Source organism: Embleya sp. NPDC059237 (assembly GCF_042754105.1).
GTDB lineage: Bacteria > Actinomycetota > Actinomycetes > Streptomycetales > Streptomycetaceae > Embleya.
Genome location: NZ_JBHZAE010000006.1, coordinates 104,825 through 121,476, shown reverse-complemented (window position 1 = coordinate 121,476; position 16,652 = coordinate 104,825). Strand labels below are relative to the sequence as shown.

Genomic DNA, 16,652 nt, shown 5'->3' with positions numbered 1-16,652 from the left:
GACTATGCAATTCGGTCTCGTGATGCGTACATGCGCGGCGGGCCGGGCCGGTGGCACCCGCAGGGCGGGTATTCGGCGTCCGTCGCTACGGTGGAGCGATGGCATCGATCAAGAAGTTTCAAGTCACCTTCGACTGCGCGGACCCCGAGCGCGTCGCCCGTTTCTGGTGCGAGGTGTTGGGGTATGTCGTACCGCCGCCGCCGAAGGGGTTCGACACCTGGGACGACTACATGCGCTCGTTGCCGCCCGAGCGCCAGGGTGCGGGATTCGCCTGCATGGATCCCACGGGCGAGGGCCCGCGCCTGTACTTCCAGCGGGTTCCCGAAGGCAAGGTCGTCAAGAACCGGGTGCACCTCGACGTGCGGGTCGGCACCGGGCTCGTCGGTGAGGAGCGCCTTGCCGCGCTCCAGGCCGAGCGGGTGCGACTGGAGGCGCTCGGCGCGATATGTGAGCGGGTCCTGCTCGCCGACGACTTCAACGAGTCGTGCATCGGGATGCAGGACATCGAGGGCAACGAGTTCTGTATCGACTGAGCTTGACCGAGGTGGCGCATACGGTTCCTCGTTCCGTCCCCGTGGGTTCCGTCCCCGTGGGTCGGAACGGGGAACCTGCCTGCCTCGATGCGCCGGGGTGCGGGGAGGGCCCGCCGGTGGGGGGCGGCTCCCGGGGCCGACGGGCGGACCACCGTGGAGCTGAGCGACGAGCGCGGCGCGCCGGTGGCGACGGTGCGGTCGCTGACGCTGCGCCCCCTTCCGCGCATCGGGGCGACGACGCCGGCCGGGGTTGCCCTGCATCGGATGGACTGGGTGCCGTCGGCCGAGCCGCCCGCACCTGCGGGGACGCTGCGTTGGGGGTCCTGGGCGCGGCCGGCACACCGCCGGTGGACGCGCTCGCGCCGCCGGGTTCCGGCGTCCCGGTGTACGCCGACCCGGCGGCGTGCGACGCGTCGTCGGCCGTCGTCGTGGCGGTGTGCCCGCCGTCCGTTGCGACCGGGGGTCCGCACGAGATGTTGCGGACGGTGGAATGGGCGCTGACGCTCGTGCGGGACTGGCTCGCACAACCGCACCTGGTCCGCACGCGTCTGGTGCTCGTGACGTGCGACGCCGTCGCCCCGGCCGACGAGGGAGTTCACGCGGACCGCGACGACGCCCGCCCCGGCGCGGCGGCGGCCGTGGCGTCGCACGCCCCGGTGTGGGGCCTGGTCCGGTCCGCGCTGCGGGAACACCCGGGGCGCTTCGCCCTGATCGACCTGGACGACCACCCCGACTCCCATGCCGCGCTGCCCGCGCTCCTGGTCGGCTCGGTGCCGGAGGCGGCCGTCCGCCGAGGCACGGTCCACGTGCCGAAGCCGGTGCCACTGGCCGAAGCGGCGCCGAAGCGGCGGCCCCTCGACCCGGACGGCACGGTCCTGGTCACCGGCGGCACCGGCTCGCTCGGCATGCTGGTGGCGCGGCACCTGGTCACCGCGCACGGCGTCCGGCATCTGCTGCTCGCCGGCCGACGCGGGCCGGACGCTCCCGGGGCCCGGGAACTCGTCGCGGAACTGCGCGAGGCGGGCGCCCGGGTGGCCGTCCACGCCTGTGACGTCGCGGACCGGACCGCGCTGGCCGCCCTGCTCGACGCGGTACCGGCGGCCCACCCGCTGACCGGTGTCGTGCACACCGCCGGCGTGTTGGACGACGGCGTCGTCACTGCGCTCACCACCGACCGGCTGCGGCGGGTGTTGCGGCCCAAGGCGGACGCCGCGCCGGCCCTGCACGACCTCACTCGGCGACACGACCCGGCCATGTTCGTGCTGTTCTCCTCCGTGGCGGGCACCTTCGGCTCCGCCGGCCAGGCCAACTACGCCGCGGCCAACTGCGTGTTGGATGCGCCGGCACGACACCGCGCACGGCTCGGCCTGCCCGGTACCTCGATCGCCTGGGGCCCGTGGCGGCAGCACGACGGCATGATGGCGCATCTCGGCGACGCGGATCGACTGCGGATGTCCCGCTCCGGGTTCGCCCCGCTCGGGCCGGCGGAGGGCCTGGCCCTGTTCGACGCCGCCGTGGCCGGCGACGAACCGGTCGTGGTGGCGGCCCACTTCGCCCCGTCCGCGCGTCGCGGCGACTCGCCGGCGACCCGGCTCCCGGCCGCTCCCGCCGCCGAGCGGGTGGGGACGCTGCTTGCGCGGATCCGCACCCTGGCGGCCCGCGTCCTGGGCCACCGGGACGCCGTGGACGAGGTCGACGAGGACACCCGGCCGGCGGACCTCGGGCTGGACTCGCTCGCCGCGGTCGAGCTACGCAACGAACTCGCGGCCTGGAGCGGGCTGGTCCTGCCCTCCACGCTGCTGTTCGACTTCCCGACGCCCCGCACGCTCGCGGCCGAACCGACCCGGCGGTACGCCGCCGAGGCACCTCCGGAAGGCGCCGCCGCAGGCTCCCGGGTCGCCTCGCCGACGAGGGCACGGGCCCGTCGCCGGCCGCCGGCCCGCGGTCCCCCGACGCACCGCCGCCCGCCGGGGGAGTGCCGGACTCCCTGGGCGCACTCCTGCGTACCGCCTGCGCCCAGGGACGGAGCTGGGACGGCATGGCGCTGCCGACCATCGCCGCGCGCCTGCGTCCGGTCTTCGACCGGGCCGGGGCACCCGGCGCGGCGCACGATCCCATCCCGCTCGCGACGGGCGGCGCGGGAGCCCCGCTCGTCTGCGTCCCCGCGCTCAGCGCGCTGTCCGGACCGCAGGAGTACGCGCGCCTCGGCGTCGCGCTGCGCGGGTTGCGGCCGGTTTCCGCGGTGCGGCACCCGGGGTTCGAGGCGCGGGAGGCCCTGCCCGCCACGCTGGACGCCCTCGTCACCGCCCAGGCCGCCGCCGTTCGCGCGGCCGCCGCTGCGGCCGGCGGCCCGGTGGTACTGCTGGGACGGTCGGCCGGCGGCTGGGTGGCCCATGCCGTGGCCGAGCGCCTGGCGTCCGAGGAGGCCGCCCCGACGGCCGTCGTCCTGGTGGACACCTATCCCCCCGTGCACGGCGACCAGGCTCGGGCGTTCCCCGCGATGGCTTCGGACATGCTGCGCCAAGCGGCGGAGTTCGCCGCTACCGACCCCGCCCGGCTCACCGCCATGGCCCGATACTTCGAACTCTTCGCCGACTGGACCCCCACCCCTGTCGCCTGCCCCACCCTGTACGTACGCGCCGAAGACCCACTGCCCGACACCGACCCGGCCCCCAAGTGGGGCCTGCCGCACACCGAAGTCACCGTCGCCGGCAACCACTTCACGCTCCTGGAGCACCACGCCCACACCACCGCCCAAGCCATCCACACCCGCCTCACCGGCCAACCCTGAGAAGCCCGACAGCAGCACACGAGTAAGGCGGCCGGCAGTGCGGCGGACGGTGGGCCGTCCGAGCGGCGGGGCACGAGGGCGGGGGCCGAGGTGGGGGCGCAACGCGCAGGTACGGGGGCGGGGTGGGGCAGGCGCGGCGCGGCAGGCGGGCGGGCGCGGGCCGAAAGCCGAGACAGGCGCGAGACAGGCGCGAGGCGGAGGCCGGGTGGTGGCGCCGGTGGGTCTGCCGTGTGGATATCTAGCAATTCATCGTGGCTATCTCATAGGCTATGTGCGTTGCTAGTGAGAGTGATGGGAGTTCGTATGCGTACATATCGGATCGCGGCGATACCCGGTGACGGCATCGGTCGGGAGACCGTGGCGGCTGCTCGGCGGGTTCTCGACGTGTTGTCCGCGGCTCACGGGTTCGAGCTGTTGTGGACGGAGCACCCCTGGGGCTGTGCGTTCCACGCCGAGACCGGTGCGATGATGCCGAGTGACGGGATCGAACAGCTGAGCGCCGCCGACGCGATCCTGCTCGGGGCGGTCGGCACGCCCGAGGTTCCCGACCACGTGTCCCTGTGGGGGCTGCTGATCCCCATCAGGCGCGAGTTCGACCAGTTCGTCTCGCTGCGCCCGGTGCGTTCGTTGCCCGGGATCCGTGGGCCGCTGCGCGACGAACGAGCGTTTGATCTGGTCGTGGTGCGGGAGAACACCGAGGGCGAGTACGGCGAGGTCGGTGGCCGGTTGTACCGCGGCCGCCCCCACGAACTCGCCGTGCAGGAAGCCGTGTTCACCCGCATGGGCGTCGAGCGCATCGCCCGCTATGCGTTCGGGCTCGCCCGTACCCGCTCGGGCCGGGTGGCCTCCGCGACCAAGTCGAACGGCATCGTGCACACCATGCCGTTCTGGGACGAGGTGGTGGCCGAGGTCGCCGCCGACTTCCCCGACGTCGAGCTGACCTCGTACCACGTCGACGCCCTCGCCGCGCTGCTCGTCCTGGACCCCACCCGCTTCGACGTGATCGTCGCCTCCAACCTGTTCGGCGACATCCTCAGCGACCTGACCGCCGCCCTCGCCGGGAGCATCGGCGTCGCCCCCTGCGGCAACATCGATCCCACCGGCCGCCACCCCTCGATGTTCGAGCCCATCCACGGCTCCGCACCGGACATCGTCGGCACCGGATCGGCCGACCCGATCGGCCAGATCTGGTCCGGCGCGCTGATGCTGGAGCATCTCGGCGAGAAGGAGGCCGCCGACCGCCTCGTCCGGGCCCTGGATCGGGTCGTCGCGGCCGGCACCGTCACCCCCGACCTCGGCGGCACGCTGTCGACGGACGAAGTGTGCGATGCCTTCATCGAGGAACTGCGCCGCTCCGGGACGGCCGCATGACCACGTACCACCCGCCGCCGGGTCTGCGCCGCGTGCGGTCCTCCCGCGACGGCGTGTGGATCAACGCCCTCGTCGGCGGCGACGGCCCCCCGATCCTGCTGCTCCACGGCTACCCGCAGACCTCCGCCATGTGGCACCGGGTCGCCCCGGAACTGATCGCGGCCGGCCACACCGTCGTGCTGGCGGACCTGCGCGGCTATGGAGACAGCGACAAACCCGCCGACACACCCTCCCATACGCCCTACAGCAAGCGGGTCATGGCCGCCGACCAGGTCGAGCTGATGCAGTCCCTCGGCTTCGCGCGCTTCGCGGTCGCCGGCCACGACCGGGGCGCCCGCGTCGCCCACCGGATGGCGCTCGACGCGCCCGAGCGGGTGCGGTGCGTCGCCGTGCTGGACGTGGTGCCGACGCTGCACATGTTCGACAACGTCGATCGGGCGATGGCCTCCACCTACTTCCACTGGTTCTTCCTCGCGCTGGAGTCCGACCTGCCCGAGCGGCTGATCCTCGCGGACACCGACGCCTGGTTGCGCAGCCGCTTCGCCGGTCGGCACGCGGGCGGTGCGCCGTTCGACGAGGCGGCGATGGCGGAATACGCGCGCTGCTTCGACCCGGACACGGTGCGCGCGTCGTGCGCCGACTACCGTGCCGCGGCCGGCGTCGACCTGGTGCACGACCGCCGGGACCGCGAACGCGGGCGGGTGATCGAGGCTCCGCTGCTCGCGCTGTGGGGGACGAAGAGCTACGTGGGGCGCTCCTTCGACGTGCCGGGCGTCTGGCGGTCCTATGCGCGCCACGTCGACGCGGCGCCGATCGAGGCCGACCACTACCTGTGCGAGGAAGCGCCCATCGAGGTGGCGCGAGCCCTGGCGTCGTTTTGTCGGCCCACCGACTCGGGAGGCACCCGTTGACCGCCACGTTCCACGACGTCGACGCCGCGCGCTCCCTGCGCCGACTGCGGCAACTGGTCGAACTGGAGACGCCGTCCGGCCACGTCCCGGGGCTGGACCCGCTGTACGAATTGCTGGCCTCGTGGTCGAGCGGCCTGCTGGGCCGGGCCGAACGGGTGGTCAGCGACGGGGTGCCGCACCTGTACGTGCACGAGCGGGTCCGCGACCCGGCGCGGGCCCCGGTGCTGCTGCTCGGCCACGCCGACACCGTGTGGCCGCTGGGCACCCTCGCCGAGCGTCCGTTCACCGCGGTGGACGGGCGGGCGACCGGGCCCGGGGTGTTCGACATGAAGGCGGGTCTGGTCACGGCGCTGGACGCGCTGGAGCTGACGGGAGGCGCCGACGACGTGCGGATGCTGGTCACCGGCGACGAGGAGCGCGGCTCGCTCACCTCGCGCGCGCTGGTCGAGGAGGCGGCGGCCGGCTGCCGGGCGGTACTGGTCCTCGAACCCGGTCAGGACGGGGCCCTGAAGACCGCCCGCAAGGGTGTGGCGCTGTATCGCCTGGCCGTACGCGGGCGCGCGGCCCATGCCGGACTGGAACCGGAGTCGGGGGTCAACGCCCTCGTGGAGTTGGCGCACCAGGTGCTGGCGATCGACGGACTCGGTGACACCGGGCGTGGCACGACCGTGACCCCCACCGTCGGCTCGGCCGGCACCACGACCAACACCGTGCCCGAGTCGGCCCATGTCGAGATCGACGTACGGGCCTGGGAGCGGTGGGAGTTGGAACGCGTCGAGCGGGCGCTGAGCGCACTGTGCGCGCGGTTGCCCGAGGCCCGGGTCGAACTGGTGGGAGGCATCAACCGCCCCCCGCTGGAACGCGGCATGTCCGTACACCTGTTGTCGGCCGCCCGCCGCCTGGCCCGGGAACAGGGTCTGGCCGCACTCGGGGAGGCCCGGGTGGGCGGCGCCTCCGACGGCAACTTCACCGCCGGACTGGGCATCCCCACCCTGGACGGCCTCGGACCCGCCGGCGCCGGCGCGCATGCCCGGCACGAGTGGGTGGACCTGGACTCCCTCCCGGACCGCGCGAGGCTGGTGGCCGGACTGATCCGGGCGCCGGCGGTCACCACGACCGCCGGCTGACAAGGGGCACACCGGTCGCCCCGCCCGGGTCGGCTCATTCCCCCTCGTCCGGCGCGGCCTCCTCCTTCGCGGCCCTCGCCTTCCGGGCCTGTGCCGCACGCGCCTCGATCGCGTCGAGGAACAGGTCCACGGCGGTGTCGAAGACCCGGGGGTCGCCGATGTCCCGCAGCTCCCCGCTCATCGCGGCGATACGCGGATACTTCTCGGCCGGCAGCCTGCGGTATTCCAACTGCCAGGCCAGCGTGTCGCCGTCGCGGGTCTCCGGGTCCAGGACGAGCATGCCCGCCTCCATGCTCGCCAGCGAGCGCACCACGTTGCCGAACACGCGCAGGTACATGGCCGCGTCCTCCTCGTCGAGGCCGGCGCGCAACAGCGCGTCCAGGGCGAACTCGACATTGGCGAACTCGGTCGGCCTGCGGGTGGTGCGCGCGGCCATCTGCACGGCGAACTGCGGGTAGCGCATCAGGTGTTCGTGTACATAGCGGGCCAGCGTGCGCAGATCCTCGCGCCAGGAGTCGGTCGCCTCCAGGCGACCGCCGTAGGAGCGCGCCCGGAGGTCGTCGATCAGCTCCAGGACCAACTGGTCCTTGTCGCGGAAGTGCCGATAGAGCGACGTCGGGTGGGCGTTCACCTCCTTGGCGAGCGACTGGAAGGTAAAGGCGTCCAGCCCGTCCCGGGCGGCGACCCGCTCGGCGGCCTCCAGGATCACCTGGCGGCTGAGGGTGTCCCGGGGCAGTCGACGGCGCCCGGGGCCGGCGGTTTTCGCCGGCGCACCGGAGGGTTCCTCGGCGTTCGGGGCACTCATGTGCGGGGTCCTTCCCGGTAGTCGGCGCCGGTGGGCGCCCTTGTTCCGAGCCTGGCGGAGCCATGGCCACATTTCAAGTCAATCTCATCGGCTAACTCCTAGCCTATGTGTATTGCTATGCCGTTCACGTCTCCTTACCCTTGATCCTCGAGTCCCGGGGACATCCCGTACAGGGAAGGTCGAACACCATGATTCCTGAACGAACCGGCCATCGGCCGCCCAGAGCCCGAAGACTGCGCAACCCCGTGGCCGGTGCCCTCGCCGCCTTGACCGTGCTCGTGGCGACCGCGTGCACCTCCGGTGCGCCGGCGCTGGCGCCGGGGACCAACTCCATCCGCAATGTCCCCGTCAAGGACGGCGGAAGCCTGGTGATCGGCGCCGAACAGGAGCCGGACTGCGCCGACTGGATCTCCACCTGCGCCGGCTCCATCTGGGGCACCTACCTCATGCAGGCGCAGACCATCCCGCAGGTCTTCACCGTCGTACAGCGAGGCAAGGACTGGGTGCCCGTCGCCTCCCCGCTGATGGCCGGTACGCCCACCACCGAGGTGGCGGACGGGCGCCAGACGATCACCTACACGCTCAACCCCGCCGCGGTCTGGTCCGACGGACAACCCATCACCTCGGCCGACCTGAAATACACCGCGCTGCAGATCCGCGACGGCAAGGACGTCTTCACCCAGACCGGCTACGACCTCATCGACACGATCGCCACCCCGGACGCGCGCACCGCGATCGTCACCCTCAAGTCCCCCTACGCCAACTGGCGGCAGCTGTTCGGCGCCGAGTACGGCGTCCTGCCCGCCCACCTCCTGGAGGGCAAGGACCGCAACGAGGTGATGAAGAACGGCTACGGCTTCAGCGGTGGGCCGTGGAAGATCGCCTCCTGGATCAGGGGCACCTCCGTCACCCTGGTCCCCAACGAGCGCTACTGGGGCCCCAAACCCCACCTGAACAAGGTGACGTTCCAGTTCACCACCGACACCGCCGCCGAGTTCCAAGCCTTCGCCAGCGGTCAGCTCGACGCCCTGTACCCGACGCCGCAACTCGACGTGCTCTCCCAGATCAACTCGCTCGGCGGCAGCGCCGACATGCAGGTGGAGACCCGCACCGGCAACCTCCAGGCACTGTGGATGAACAACGCCGCGTTCCCGTTCGACTCCAAGGCGGTGCGCGAGGCGTTCGCCTACTCCATCGACCGCGCCGCGATCGTGCGCAAACTCTTCGGCTCGCTGGGCGTGACCGCGCCTGCGCAGAGCTTCCTGTCCCCGCTGGTGTCCGCGTTCGCCGCCGAGGACTTCGCCGTCTATCAGCGCGACCTCACCAGGGTCGGACAGATCATGACCGCCGCCGGGTGGGCGAAGAACGGCGACGGGATCTGGGCCAAGGACGGCCGCGCCGCACAGTTCACGATCGTCTCCCTCGCCGGCAACCAGAGCCGCGAACTCACCGAGCAGATCCTGCAATCGCAACTGCGTCAGGCCGGATTCAAGATGACCATCAAGAACACCAGCGCCGCGAACCTGTTCGGCAAGGTCGCCCCGGCCGGGGACTTCCAACTCGGACTGTGGAACCTGACCGACACCTTCCCCGAACCCACCCTGGACGCCAGCTTCGGCTCGGCATCCATCCCCGGCGACGCCAACGGCAACTCGGGCATCAACTTCGTCCGCGCGAACATCCCCGGCCTGGACGCGCTGCTCGGCCGGGTCGGCAGCGACGTCGACGAGGCGTCCCGGCTGGAGGCGTCCCGCCGGAGCGAGAAGCTGCTCGCCGAATCCGTGCCGTCGCTGCCGCTCGGGGCCGTGCCCAACATCCTGCTGACCGGCAAGAAGGTCGGCGGCCCGATCAGCATCAACCCCGTCCAGGGCCCGTTCTGGAACCTCGCCGAATGGGGACTGGCGAAATGACCGGCGTCCGATCCCTCGCCGAGGACATCCCATGCTGAGATACACCCTGCGCCGTCTGGCCTACTCGCTGCCCGTGCTGGTGATCGCCTCGTACATCCTGTTCTGGGCCGTGCGGGCGACCTTCGACCCACTCGCCAAACTGCGCCAGTCCACCGATCCGGGCGCCGTACGCCGCCAGACCGAACTGCTCGGACTGGACCGTTCCGTGCCCGAGCAATACCTGCTGTGGATGAAGGCATTCGTCACCGGCGACTGGGGCACCAGCACCCGGACCAGCGGATCCGTCAAGCCGATGATCGGCTCCGCGCTCGAAGTCACCCTGCAACTGATGTTCTGGGGCGTGCTGTTCGCCGCCGTGATCGCCCTCGCCATCGGGATCTACTCGGCGGCGCGCCAGTACTCGGCCGGGGACTACGTGCTCACCGGGCTGTCCTACGTCGGCATCGCGATGCCCGCCTTCTGGCTCGGTCTGGTGCTCATCCAGGTCCTGGCGGTGTGGCCCAGGCAGCAGTTCGGCCTGAGTGAACCCCCGCTGTACTTCGTCGGACTGCACTCGGTCGGGGAGAGCGGCATCAATCTCGACTACTTCCGTCATCTGGCGCTTCCCGTCGTCACCCTGACCATCGGACTGGTCGCCAGTTGGTCGCGGTTCAGCCGCGCTTCGATGCTCGAAGCCCTCGGCAGCGACTACGTGCGCACCGCCCGGGCCAAGGGTGTCCCGCGCCGGCGCATCCTGTTCCGGCACGCGCTGCGCAACGCACTCGCCCCCTTCGTCACCGTCGTGGCCCTGGACGCGGCCGTCCTGGTCGGCGGCCTGGTCGTCACCGAACAAATCTACGCGATCCCCGGCATGGGCCGACTCTTCCTCAGCTCGATCCTGGCCGGCGACGTGTTCGTGCTGATCCCGTGGATGCTCGTGGTGGCCGTCGCCGTGATCGCCTTCAACCTGCTGGCGGACGTGGCCTACGCGCTCCTGGACCCGAGGGTGGCCCTGCGATGACCGACTCCGCCGCGGCCCGGATCGCCGCCTCCCAGGCATCGACCGCCCCGACGCCGGCAGCGGGCGAACCCGCGCCGACCGTACCCGCGCGCACCGCGGACAAGCCCCGATACCGGATCGTCCTGGCCCGATTCCTGCGCCACCGCCTGGCCGTCGTCGGCCTGTTCATCCTGATCGCATTGGCGATCGCATGTTTCGGCGCCGACTGGATCGCCCCCTACGGGCACAACCACCAGGACCTCCTGCTGGGCGCCCGACAGCCGTCCTCCGGCCACTGGCTGGGCACCGACTCGCTCGGTCGCGACTACCTCAGCGAACTGCTGTTCGCCGGGCAGGTCTCGCTGGCGATCGGCATCTGCGTCGCGCTGCTGTCCACCGTCGTCGGCACCGCCGTCGGCGCGATCGCCGGATTCGCCGGCGGGTGGGCCGACGAGGTGATCATGCGGGTGACCGACCTGTTCCTGATCGTGCCCGCCATCGCCGTGCTGGCCCTGGCACTCCAGGCGGTGGGACCCTCCCCGACGACCATCGTCCTGGTCCTGTCCGCCCTCGGCTGGACCATGATCGCCCGGGTGGTGCGCGCACAGGTACTCACCCTGCGCAACAAGGAGTTCATCCAGGCCGCCCGGGTGATCGGCGCCTCGAACGCGCGGATCGTGGTGCGCCACCTGCTGCCCAACCTCACCGGCGTGATCGCCGTCAACGTGTCCCTGGCCGTCGCCTCGGCCATCATCCTCGAATCCACCACCAGCTTCCTCGGGTTCGGCATCCAACCGCCCCAGTCCAGCTGGGGCAACATGCTCAGCCAGGCCGCCGGACTGATCGGCACCTCGCAGGCCTACCTGCTGTACGTACCGGGCCTGGCGATCCTGATCACCGTGCTCGCCGTCAACTTCGTCGGCGACGGCCTGCGCGACGCCTTCGACCCCCAAGGAAGGCAGTGATGAACACCCAAGCGCCTCCCGCGACCAGCGGTGACCCGGCCGCGCCGGCGACCGGCGACACGCCCCCCGTGCTGTCCGTGCGCGACCTCACCGTCACCTACCGGACCGACTCCGGGCCGGTGGTCGCGGTCGAACGCCTCTCCTTCGACGTGGCCCCCGGCGAAACCCTGGGCATCGTCGGCGAGTCCGGCTCCGGCAAGAGCGCCGCCACCATGGCGATCATGGGCCTGCTCCCGCGCAACGCCCGCGCCCAGGGATCGGTACGCCTGCACGGCCGGGAACTGCTCGACCTCTCCGACCGGGAACTGCGCCCGATCCGCGGCAAGCAGATCGCCGTGGTCTTCCAGGACGCGCTCGCCGCGCTCAACCCGATGATGACCATCGGCGCACAGGTCGCCGAGGCCGTCGGCGTACACGACGCGAGCCGGGATCGCCGGGCCCTGCGCGAGCGCACCGTCGACCTCCTCGACCTGGTCGGCATCGCCTCCCCGCGCGAGCGGGTGGACCGCTACCCGCACGAACTCTCCGGCGGCATGCGTCAGCGCGTCATGATCGCGATGGCCATCGCCAACGAGCCCGCCCTGCTGATCGCCGACGAGCCGACCACGGCCCTGGACGTGACCGTGCAGGCCCAGGTCCTCGACGTGATCGAACGTGTCCAGGACCGCACCCACACCTCCGTCCTGCTGATCACCCACGACCTGGGGGTGGTCGCCGGCATCGCCGACCGGGTGATGGTCATGTACTGCGGTCGCAAACTCGAGGAAAGCCCGGTGGATCCGCTGTTCTACCACCCGGCCCACCCGTACACGACCGGCCTGCTCGGGTCGCTGCCGCGCATCGATCGGCGCGCCGAACGACTCGCGCAGATCCCCGGACGGCCGCCGCTGCCGAGCGAACGGCCCACCGGATGCCCGTTCCAGCCCCGCTGCGCGCACGCGGTGCCCTCGGTCTGCGGCGAGCCCGACGCGCCACTCCTGGCCGTCGACGCGACGCACACCACGGCCTGCGTGCGCCACCACGAGATCGGGAGCGTGAAGCGATGACCACGACCGCGGTGGACGTCACCGGACTGGTGGCCGAGTATCGCACCGGCCGCGGCCGCAACGCCGCCGTCGTACAGGCCGTCTCCGGCGTGGACTTCGTCATCCCGCGCGGGCGCACCCTGGGCCTGGTCGGCGAGACCGGCTGTGGCAAGAGCACCCTCGGTCGCTGCCTGGTGCGCCTGGTCACCCCCGCCGGCGGCCGGGTCCTGCTCGACGGTACCGACATCGCCACCGCGAACCGGCGGGCCCTGTCGGACCTGCGCCGCCGGGTGCAACTCGTCTTCCAGGACCCCTACTCCTCGCTCAACCCGCAGATGAGCGTGCAGGCCATCCTCGCCGAGCCGCTGCGGATCCACGGCCTGCACCCCGGGCACGAACGCGAGCGGGTGCACGAACTCCTCGACTTGGTCGGCCTCGACCCCGCGCACGCCCACCGCTTCCCGCACCAGTTCTCCGGCGGGCAGCGCCAGCGCATCGGGATCGCCCGGGCCCTGGCCGTGGAACCCGACGTCCTGGTCCTGGACGAACCGGTGAGCGCACTGGACGTCAGCGTCCAGGCCGGGGTGGTGAACCTGTTGGAAGACCTTCAGGAACAGCTGGGGCTGACCTACCTGTTCATCGCCCACGACCTGTCCGTGGTCCGCCAGATCAGCGACGAGGTCGCGGTGATGTACCTCGGCCGGATCGTCGAACACGCCCCGGTGGACGCCCTGTTCGAGGCCGCGCGACACCCCTACACGCAGGCGCTGCTGTCCGCCGTGCCGATCCCGGACCCACGGATCCAGCGCACCCGCAAGCGCATCGTGCTGGAAGGCGACATACCCAGTCCGCTGGCCCCGCCCTCCGGCTGCCGGTTCCGCACCCGCTGCTGGAAGGCGCGGGAGATCTGCGCGGAGGTGGCCCCGCCGCTCGCCGAGTCGGGCGACGGGCACCGTACGGCCTGCCACTTCCCCGAAGTCCTCCCGGACACGGACCCCGACCCGTCCGGCGCGGCGCGGCCGAGCCTCGACGCGCTCGCGGCGCCGCGCCCGAACCACGACACCCCCGCCGCGCCGCACCCGCACGCCGACACCCCCGAAAGGCCCGCCTCATGACCGCGTCCTGGCATCGTTTCTTCACCGCCGACCGCATCCTGTCCATGCGCCGCGGCCGGGGCGAGCGCGACCTGTGCCTGGTGGTCGAGGACACCGAGCAGGGCCAGACGCTCGCCCGTTGGGACGCCGAGCGAGGCATCGGCCTGCCCCTCCCGGGCGACGTCGGCGACCCGGGCGAGGCGGTGCTCAGCGCGGACGGCGAGCGAGTGCTCAGCCTGCACGACGACAACGGCTCCGAGGTTGGGCACGTGTGGGCCACCTCCGTGGACGGGACCGACCGCCGCGACCTGACCCCCGACCTCGCGCCCTACGCCCTCCGGGGCATCGACACCGCCCGGCACGGCGACGCCGTCGTGATCACCGCCGCGGCCCCCGACGGCTTCAGCCTCTGGCACCTGCACGACCGCGGTACCCCCGCGCCCCGGCGGCTGTTCACCTCCCCGCACGAGGCGTGGAACGGCCTGATCTCCGCCGACGGTCGGATCGCGAGCATCGACACCACCGACCACAACCCCGGCGTGCGCCGCTTCGCCGTCACCGTCGTGGCGACCGACACGGGAGCGATGCTCGGCCGGCTCACCGACGGGCCCGAGGCACCCGTGCGAGCGGTACGGTTCTCCCCGGTCGCGGGCGACGACCGCCTGCTCGTGTCGACCGAACGCACCGGCTTCGCCCGTCCGTGCGTCTGGGACCCCGCCGACGGCGGCCGGATAGACGTGGACGCCCCCGATCTGCACGGCGACCTGGTCGCGTTGGACTGGTCCGACGACGGCACCCGGATCCTGCTCGCGCACGTCGACCGCGGCCGGCACCGAATCCTGGAATTCGACCTGCTCCGACGGGAGTTGACGGCGATCGCGCACCCGGACGGGGCGTACTTCGAGCCCGACGTCGCCGCGGCCCACCTGAACCAGTGGGCCTCGCACTACGCCGCCGACGGACGCATCCGGCTGCTGCACCAGCGCTTCGACCAGCCCCTGACGGTCCGGTACGTGGACCGCTCGACGGGCGAGGTCGCCGCGGTCGATCCGGCCACGCCCCCGGTGCCGGGTGTGCGGGCCGACTCGGTCATCGTGTACTCCACGGACGGCACCCCCCTGCAACTGTGGGTGTGCCGGCCCCCGAACACCGAGGGGCCGCTGCCGCTGGTGCTGAATCTGCACGGCGGTCCGAACCTCGTATCCGTCGACTCCTACAACCCGCAGGCGCAGGCGTGGGTCGCCTCGGGGGTCGCGTACGCGTCGTTGAACTACCGGGGATCCGTCACCTTCGGCCGCCGGTTCCGCGAAGGCTTCATCGGCTCCATCGGCGACCGCGAACTGGAGGACATCGAGTCTGCGGTGCGCCGACTGGTGGCCGACCGCGTCGCCGACGCCGACCGGGTCTTCGTCACCGGCGCCTCCTACGGCGGTTTCCTGTCGCTGCTGTCCGTCGGCCGGTCGCCGAAGCTGTTCGCGGGGGCGATGGCCTTCGTGCCGATGGCCGACTGGGTGGGCGCGTACGAGGACATGAATCCGGCGCTGCGCGCGGCCTGGAAGGCGTTCTTCGGCGCCGACCCCGGCCTCGACCCGGACCGCTTCCGGCACTCGTCGCCGATCACCTACGTCGCGTCGGTACGCGCACCCGTGTGCATCGTGCAGGCGACCCACGACACCCGAACCCCGCCCAGGCAGGCGTACGGGTACGCCAAGGCCCTCCAGGACGCGGGCGGGGACGTCCGGCTGGACTGGTTCAGCGGCGGCCACGAGACCAGCAGCCGCCGGCAGGAGGTGGACGACCAGCAGCAGTTGATGGACCTGGTACAGGCCGCCCTGCGCGGCGAGCCCTGGTCGCGGGGTCCCGTCGAGCCGCCGACCGGGCGATACCTCGGATGACCGGGACCCGCTTCGTGCCGCGAACGCGTGACCCGGACGGCGGCACCGATGCCGCGCCGGGCGCGCGGGCGCTCGGGGAGCCGGTGCCCCATGTGTTGCTCGCTCCGGACAAGTTCAAGGGCTCGCTCGGCGCGACCGAGGTGGCCCGGCACCTCGCGGCCGGTTTGCGCCGGGCCCGCCCCGGCCTGTCGGTCGCGGAACTGCCCGTCGCGGACGGTGGCGAGGGCACCGTGGACGCGCTGGTCCGGCGCGGATTCCGGCGCCGGGTGGTCACCGTCGGCGGGCCCACCGGCCGGCCCGTCCGCGCCGCCTTCGCCCAACGCGGCACCACTGCCGTGGTGGAACTCGCCCAGAGCTGCGGCCTGTCGCTGTTGCCCGACCACGTCCCGGCGCCGCTCACCGCGAGCAGTCGGGGAGCGGGCGAGGTGGTGCGGGCCGCGCTGGACGCCGGCGCGCGCACCGTCGTGCTGGGCCTGGGTGGCAGCGCCTGTACCGATGGGGGAGTGGGCCTGCTCGGCGCCCTGGGGGCCCGGTTCACCGCCGCCGACGGGCGGGCGATACCCGACGGCGGCGCGGGTCTGCTCGGCCTGGCCGGCGCCGACCTGTCCGGCCTGGACGCGCGGTTGGCGGCCACCGAGTTCGTGGTGGCCGGCGACGTGGACGCGCCCTTGCTCGGGCCCGGCGGGGCCGCCGCCCTGTACGGCCCGCAGAAGGGTGCCGGGCCCGAGGACGTCGCCGTGCTGGAGGCCGGTCTCGGGCGACTGCTCGACGTCCTGACGGCGACCGTGGGTGCGCGTGCCACGCGGATGGCGGCGCTGCCCGGTGCGGGAGCCGCCGGTGGCGCGGGCTTCGGGGCGCTGGTCGGCCTGGGCGCGCGGCGCCGCCCGGGCGTCGACCTGGTCCTGGACGCGGTCGGGCTCGACCGGGAACTGCGCGCGGCGACGCTGGTCGTCACCGGCGAGGGCGCGATGGACGCACAGACGCTCCAGGGCAAGGCCCCACTCGGCGTCGCCCGCCGTGCCGGCCTCGCCCGCGTGCCGGTCGTCGCCGTGTGCGGGCGGCTGAGCCTGACCCGCGACCAGGTTGTCGCGGCGGGGTTCCTGGCCGGCTACAGCCTGGGCAGCCTCGAACCCGATCCGGCCCGCTCGATCGCCGAGGCCGCCTCGCTGCTGCGCGCGATGGGGCGGGTGATCGCCCACGAACACCTGCCCGACCCGCGGGCGGCACCGGGCGCGGGGTAGGCGAT

Annotated in this window: 13 protein-coding genes and 1 pseudogene; 13 read left to right on the top strand and 1 reads right to left on the bottom strand. The window is 72.6% G+C overall.

What is annotated here, in order from left to right; all coding sequences use genetic code 11:
• Positions 1 to 98: 98 nt before the first annotated feature.
• The 6 genes and pseudogenes from ACFXKZ_RS20110 to ACFXKZ_RS20085 all read left to right on the top strand — a co-directional run bounded on the left by ACFXKZ_RS20110 (position 99) and on the right by ACFXKZ_RS20085 (position 6,733).
• On the top strand, positions 99 to 533 hold the full coding sequence (locus tag ACFXKZ_RS20110) for a VOC family protein (RefSeq protein ID WP_380002234.1): 435 nt from the start codon (positions 99 to 101) through the stop codon (positions 531 to 533).
• Positions 485 to 2,356, top strand: a pseudogene (locus ACFXKZ_RS20105) (beta-ketoacyl reductase); the annotation flags it as partial. The gene ACFXKZ_RS20110 and the pseudogene ACFXKZ_RS20105, both read left to right, overlap by 49 nt.
• 152 nt (positions 2,357 to 2,508) lie before the next feature.
• A complete protein-coding gene (locus ACFXKZ_RS20100) occupies positions 2,509 to 3,324 on the top strand; it encodes a thioesterase domain-containing protein (protein ID WP_380002233.1) in 816 nt (271 codons plus the stop codon).
• A 303-nt stretch (positions 3,325 to 3,627) separates the two neighbouring features.
• Positions 3,628 to 4,695 (top strand): tartrate dehydrogenase, encoded by a 1,068-nt coding sequence (locus tag ACFXKZ_RS20095; protein ID WP_380002232.1) that lies wholly within the window; start codon positions 3,628 to 3,630, stop codon positions 4,693 to 4,695.
• Complete coding sequence (locus ACFXKZ_RS20090; protein ID WP_380002231.1) at positions 4,692 to 5,606, top strand: alpha/beta fold hydrolase; 915 nt, start codon at positions 4,692 to 4,694, stop codon at positions 5,604 to 5,606. The genes ACFXKZ_RS20095 and ACFXKZ_RS20090 overlap by 4 nt, the downstream gene beginning before the upstream one ends.
• Positions 5,603 to 6,733, top strand: a complete 1,131-nt coding sequence (locus tag ACFXKZ_RS20085) for a M20 family metallopeptidase (protein ID WP_380002230.1) — start codon at positions 5,603 to 5,605, stop codon at positions 6,731 to 6,733. The genes ACFXKZ_RS20090 and ACFXKZ_RS20085 overlap by 4 nt, the downstream gene beginning before the upstream one ends.
• A 34-nt stretch (positions 6,734 to 6,767) precedes the next feature.
• On the opposite strand, the gene ACFXKZ_RS20080 is transcribed toward ACFXKZ_RS20085, so the two are convergent.
• On the bottom strand, positions 6,768 to 7,538 hold the full coding sequence (locus ACFXKZ_RS20080) for a TetR/AcrR family transcriptional regulator (RefSeq protein WP_380002229.1): 771 nt from the start codon (positions 7,536 to 7,538) through the stop codon (positions 6,768 to 6,770).
• Positions 7,539 to 7,726: 188 nt separating this feature from the next.
• On the opposite strand from ACFXKZ_RS20080, the gene ACFXKZ_RS20075 reads away from it, so the two are divergent.
• Genes ACFXKZ_RS20075 through ACFXKZ_RS20045 form a run of 7 tightly spaced genes read left to right on the top strand, consistent with a single transcriptional unit; the run spans position 7,727 to position 16,647 of the window.
• Positions 7,727 to 9,448, top strand: a complete 1,722-nt coding sequence (locus ACFXKZ_RS20075; protein ID WP_380002228.1) for a peptide ABC transporter substrate-binding protein — start codon at positions 7,727 to 7,729, stop codon at positions 9,446 to 9,448.
• Between the two features lie 31 nt (positions 9,449 to 9,479).
• Positions 9,480 to 10,448, top strand: coding sequence for an ABC transporter permease (locus tag ACFXKZ_RS20070; RefSeq protein WP_380002227.1), 969 nt, complete (start codon positions 9,480 to 9,482; stop codon positions 10,446 to 10,448).
• Entirely contained in the window at positions 10,445 to 11,392 is a 948-nt protein-coding gene (locus ACFXKZ_RS20065) for an ABC transporter permease (protein WP_380002226.1), read from the top strand. The genes ACFXKZ_RS20070 and ACFXKZ_RS20065 overlap by 4 nt, the downstream gene beginning before the upstream one ends.
• Positions 11,392 to 12,438, top strand: a complete 1,047-nt coding sequence (locus tag ACFXKZ_RS20060) for an ABC transporter ATP-binding protein (RefSeq protein ID WP_380002225.1) — start codon at positions 11,392 to 11,394, stop codon at positions 12,436 to 12,438. Before ACFXKZ_RS20065 ends, ACFXKZ_RS20060 begins: the two co-directional genes overlap by 1 nt.
• The gene (locus tag ACFXKZ_RS20055; protein ID WP_380002224.1) at positions 12,435 to 13,532 is read left to right on the top strand and encodes an ABC transporter ATP-binding protein; all 1,098 of its coding nucleotides are present in this window, start codon (positions 12,435 to 12,437) and stop codon (positions 13,530 to 13,532) included. The genes ACFXKZ_RS20060 and ACFXKZ_RS20055 overlap by 4 nt, the downstream gene beginning before the upstream one ends.
• Positions 13,529 to 15,406 carry a S9 family peptidase gene (locus tag ACFXKZ_RS20050; RefSeq protein ID WP_380002223.1) on the top strand — a complete coding sequence of 626 codons (1,878 nt, stop codon included), beginning with the start codon at positions 13,529 to 13,531 and terminating at the stop codon, positions 15,404 to 15,406. The genes ACFXKZ_RS20055 and ACFXKZ_RS20050 overlap by 4 nt, the downstream gene beginning before the upstream one ends.
• Positions 15,403 to 16,647: a glycerate kinase gene (locus ACFXKZ_RS20045; protein ID WP_380002222.1), complete on the top strand. Its 1,245-nt coding sequence runs from the start codon at positions 15,403 to 15,405 to the stop codon at positions 16,645 to 16,647. The genes ACFXKZ_RS20050 and ACFXKZ_RS20045 overlap by 4 nt, the downstream gene beginning before the upstream one ends.
• Positions 16,648 to 16,652: the final 5 nt, after the last annotated feature.

Excerpts from the sequence above, each read along its gene's own strand:
- ACFXKZ_RS20055 (WP_380002224.1), top strand. The coding sequence starts at position 12,435 with ATGACCACGACCGCGGTGGACGTCACCGGACTGGTGGCCGAGTATCGC.
- ACFXKZ_RS20110 (WP_380002234.1), top strand. The coding sequence starts at position 99 with ATGGCATCGATCAAGAAGTTTCAAGTCACCTTCGACTGCGCGGACCCC.
- ACFXKZ_RS20070 (WP_380002227.1), top strand. The coding sequence starts at position 9,480 with ATGCTGAGATACACCCTGCGCCGTCTGGCCTACTCGCTGCCCGTGCTG.
- ACFXKZ_RS20075 (WP_380002228.1), top strand. The coding sequence starts at position 7,727 with ATGATTCCTGAACGAACCGGCCATCGGCCGCCCAGAGCCCGAAGACTG.
- ACFXKZ_RS20095 (WP_380002232.1), top strand. The coding sequence starts at position 3,628 with ATGCGTACATATCGGATCGCGGCGATACCCGGTGACGGCATCGGTCGG.
- ACFXKZ_RS20065 (WP_380002226.1), top strand. The coding sequence starts at position 10,445 with ATGACCGACTCCGCCGCGGCCCGGATCGCCGCCTCCCAGGCATCGACC.
- ACFXKZ_RS20045 (WP_380002222.1), top strand. The coding sequence starts at position 15,403 with ATGACCGGGACCCGCTTCGTGCCGCGAACGCGTGACCCGGACGGCGGC.
- ACFXKZ_RS20050 (WP_380002223.1), top strand. The coding sequence starts at position 13,529 with ATGACCGCGTCCTGGCATCGTTTCTTCACCGCCGACCGCATCCTGTCC.
- ACFXKZ_RS20080 (WP_380002229.1), bottom strand. The coding sequence starts at position 7,538 with ATGAGTGCCCCGAACGCCGAGGAACCCTCCGGTGCGCCGGCGAAAACC.
- ACFXKZ_RS20060 (WP_380002225.1), top strand. The coding sequence starts at position 11,392 with ATGAACACCCAAGCGCCTCCCGCGACCAGCGGTGACCCGGCCGCGCCG.
- ACFXKZ_RS20090 (WP_380002231.1), top strand. The coding sequence starts at position 4,692 with ATGACCACGTACCACCCGCCGCCGGGTCTGCGCCGCGTGCGGTCCTCC.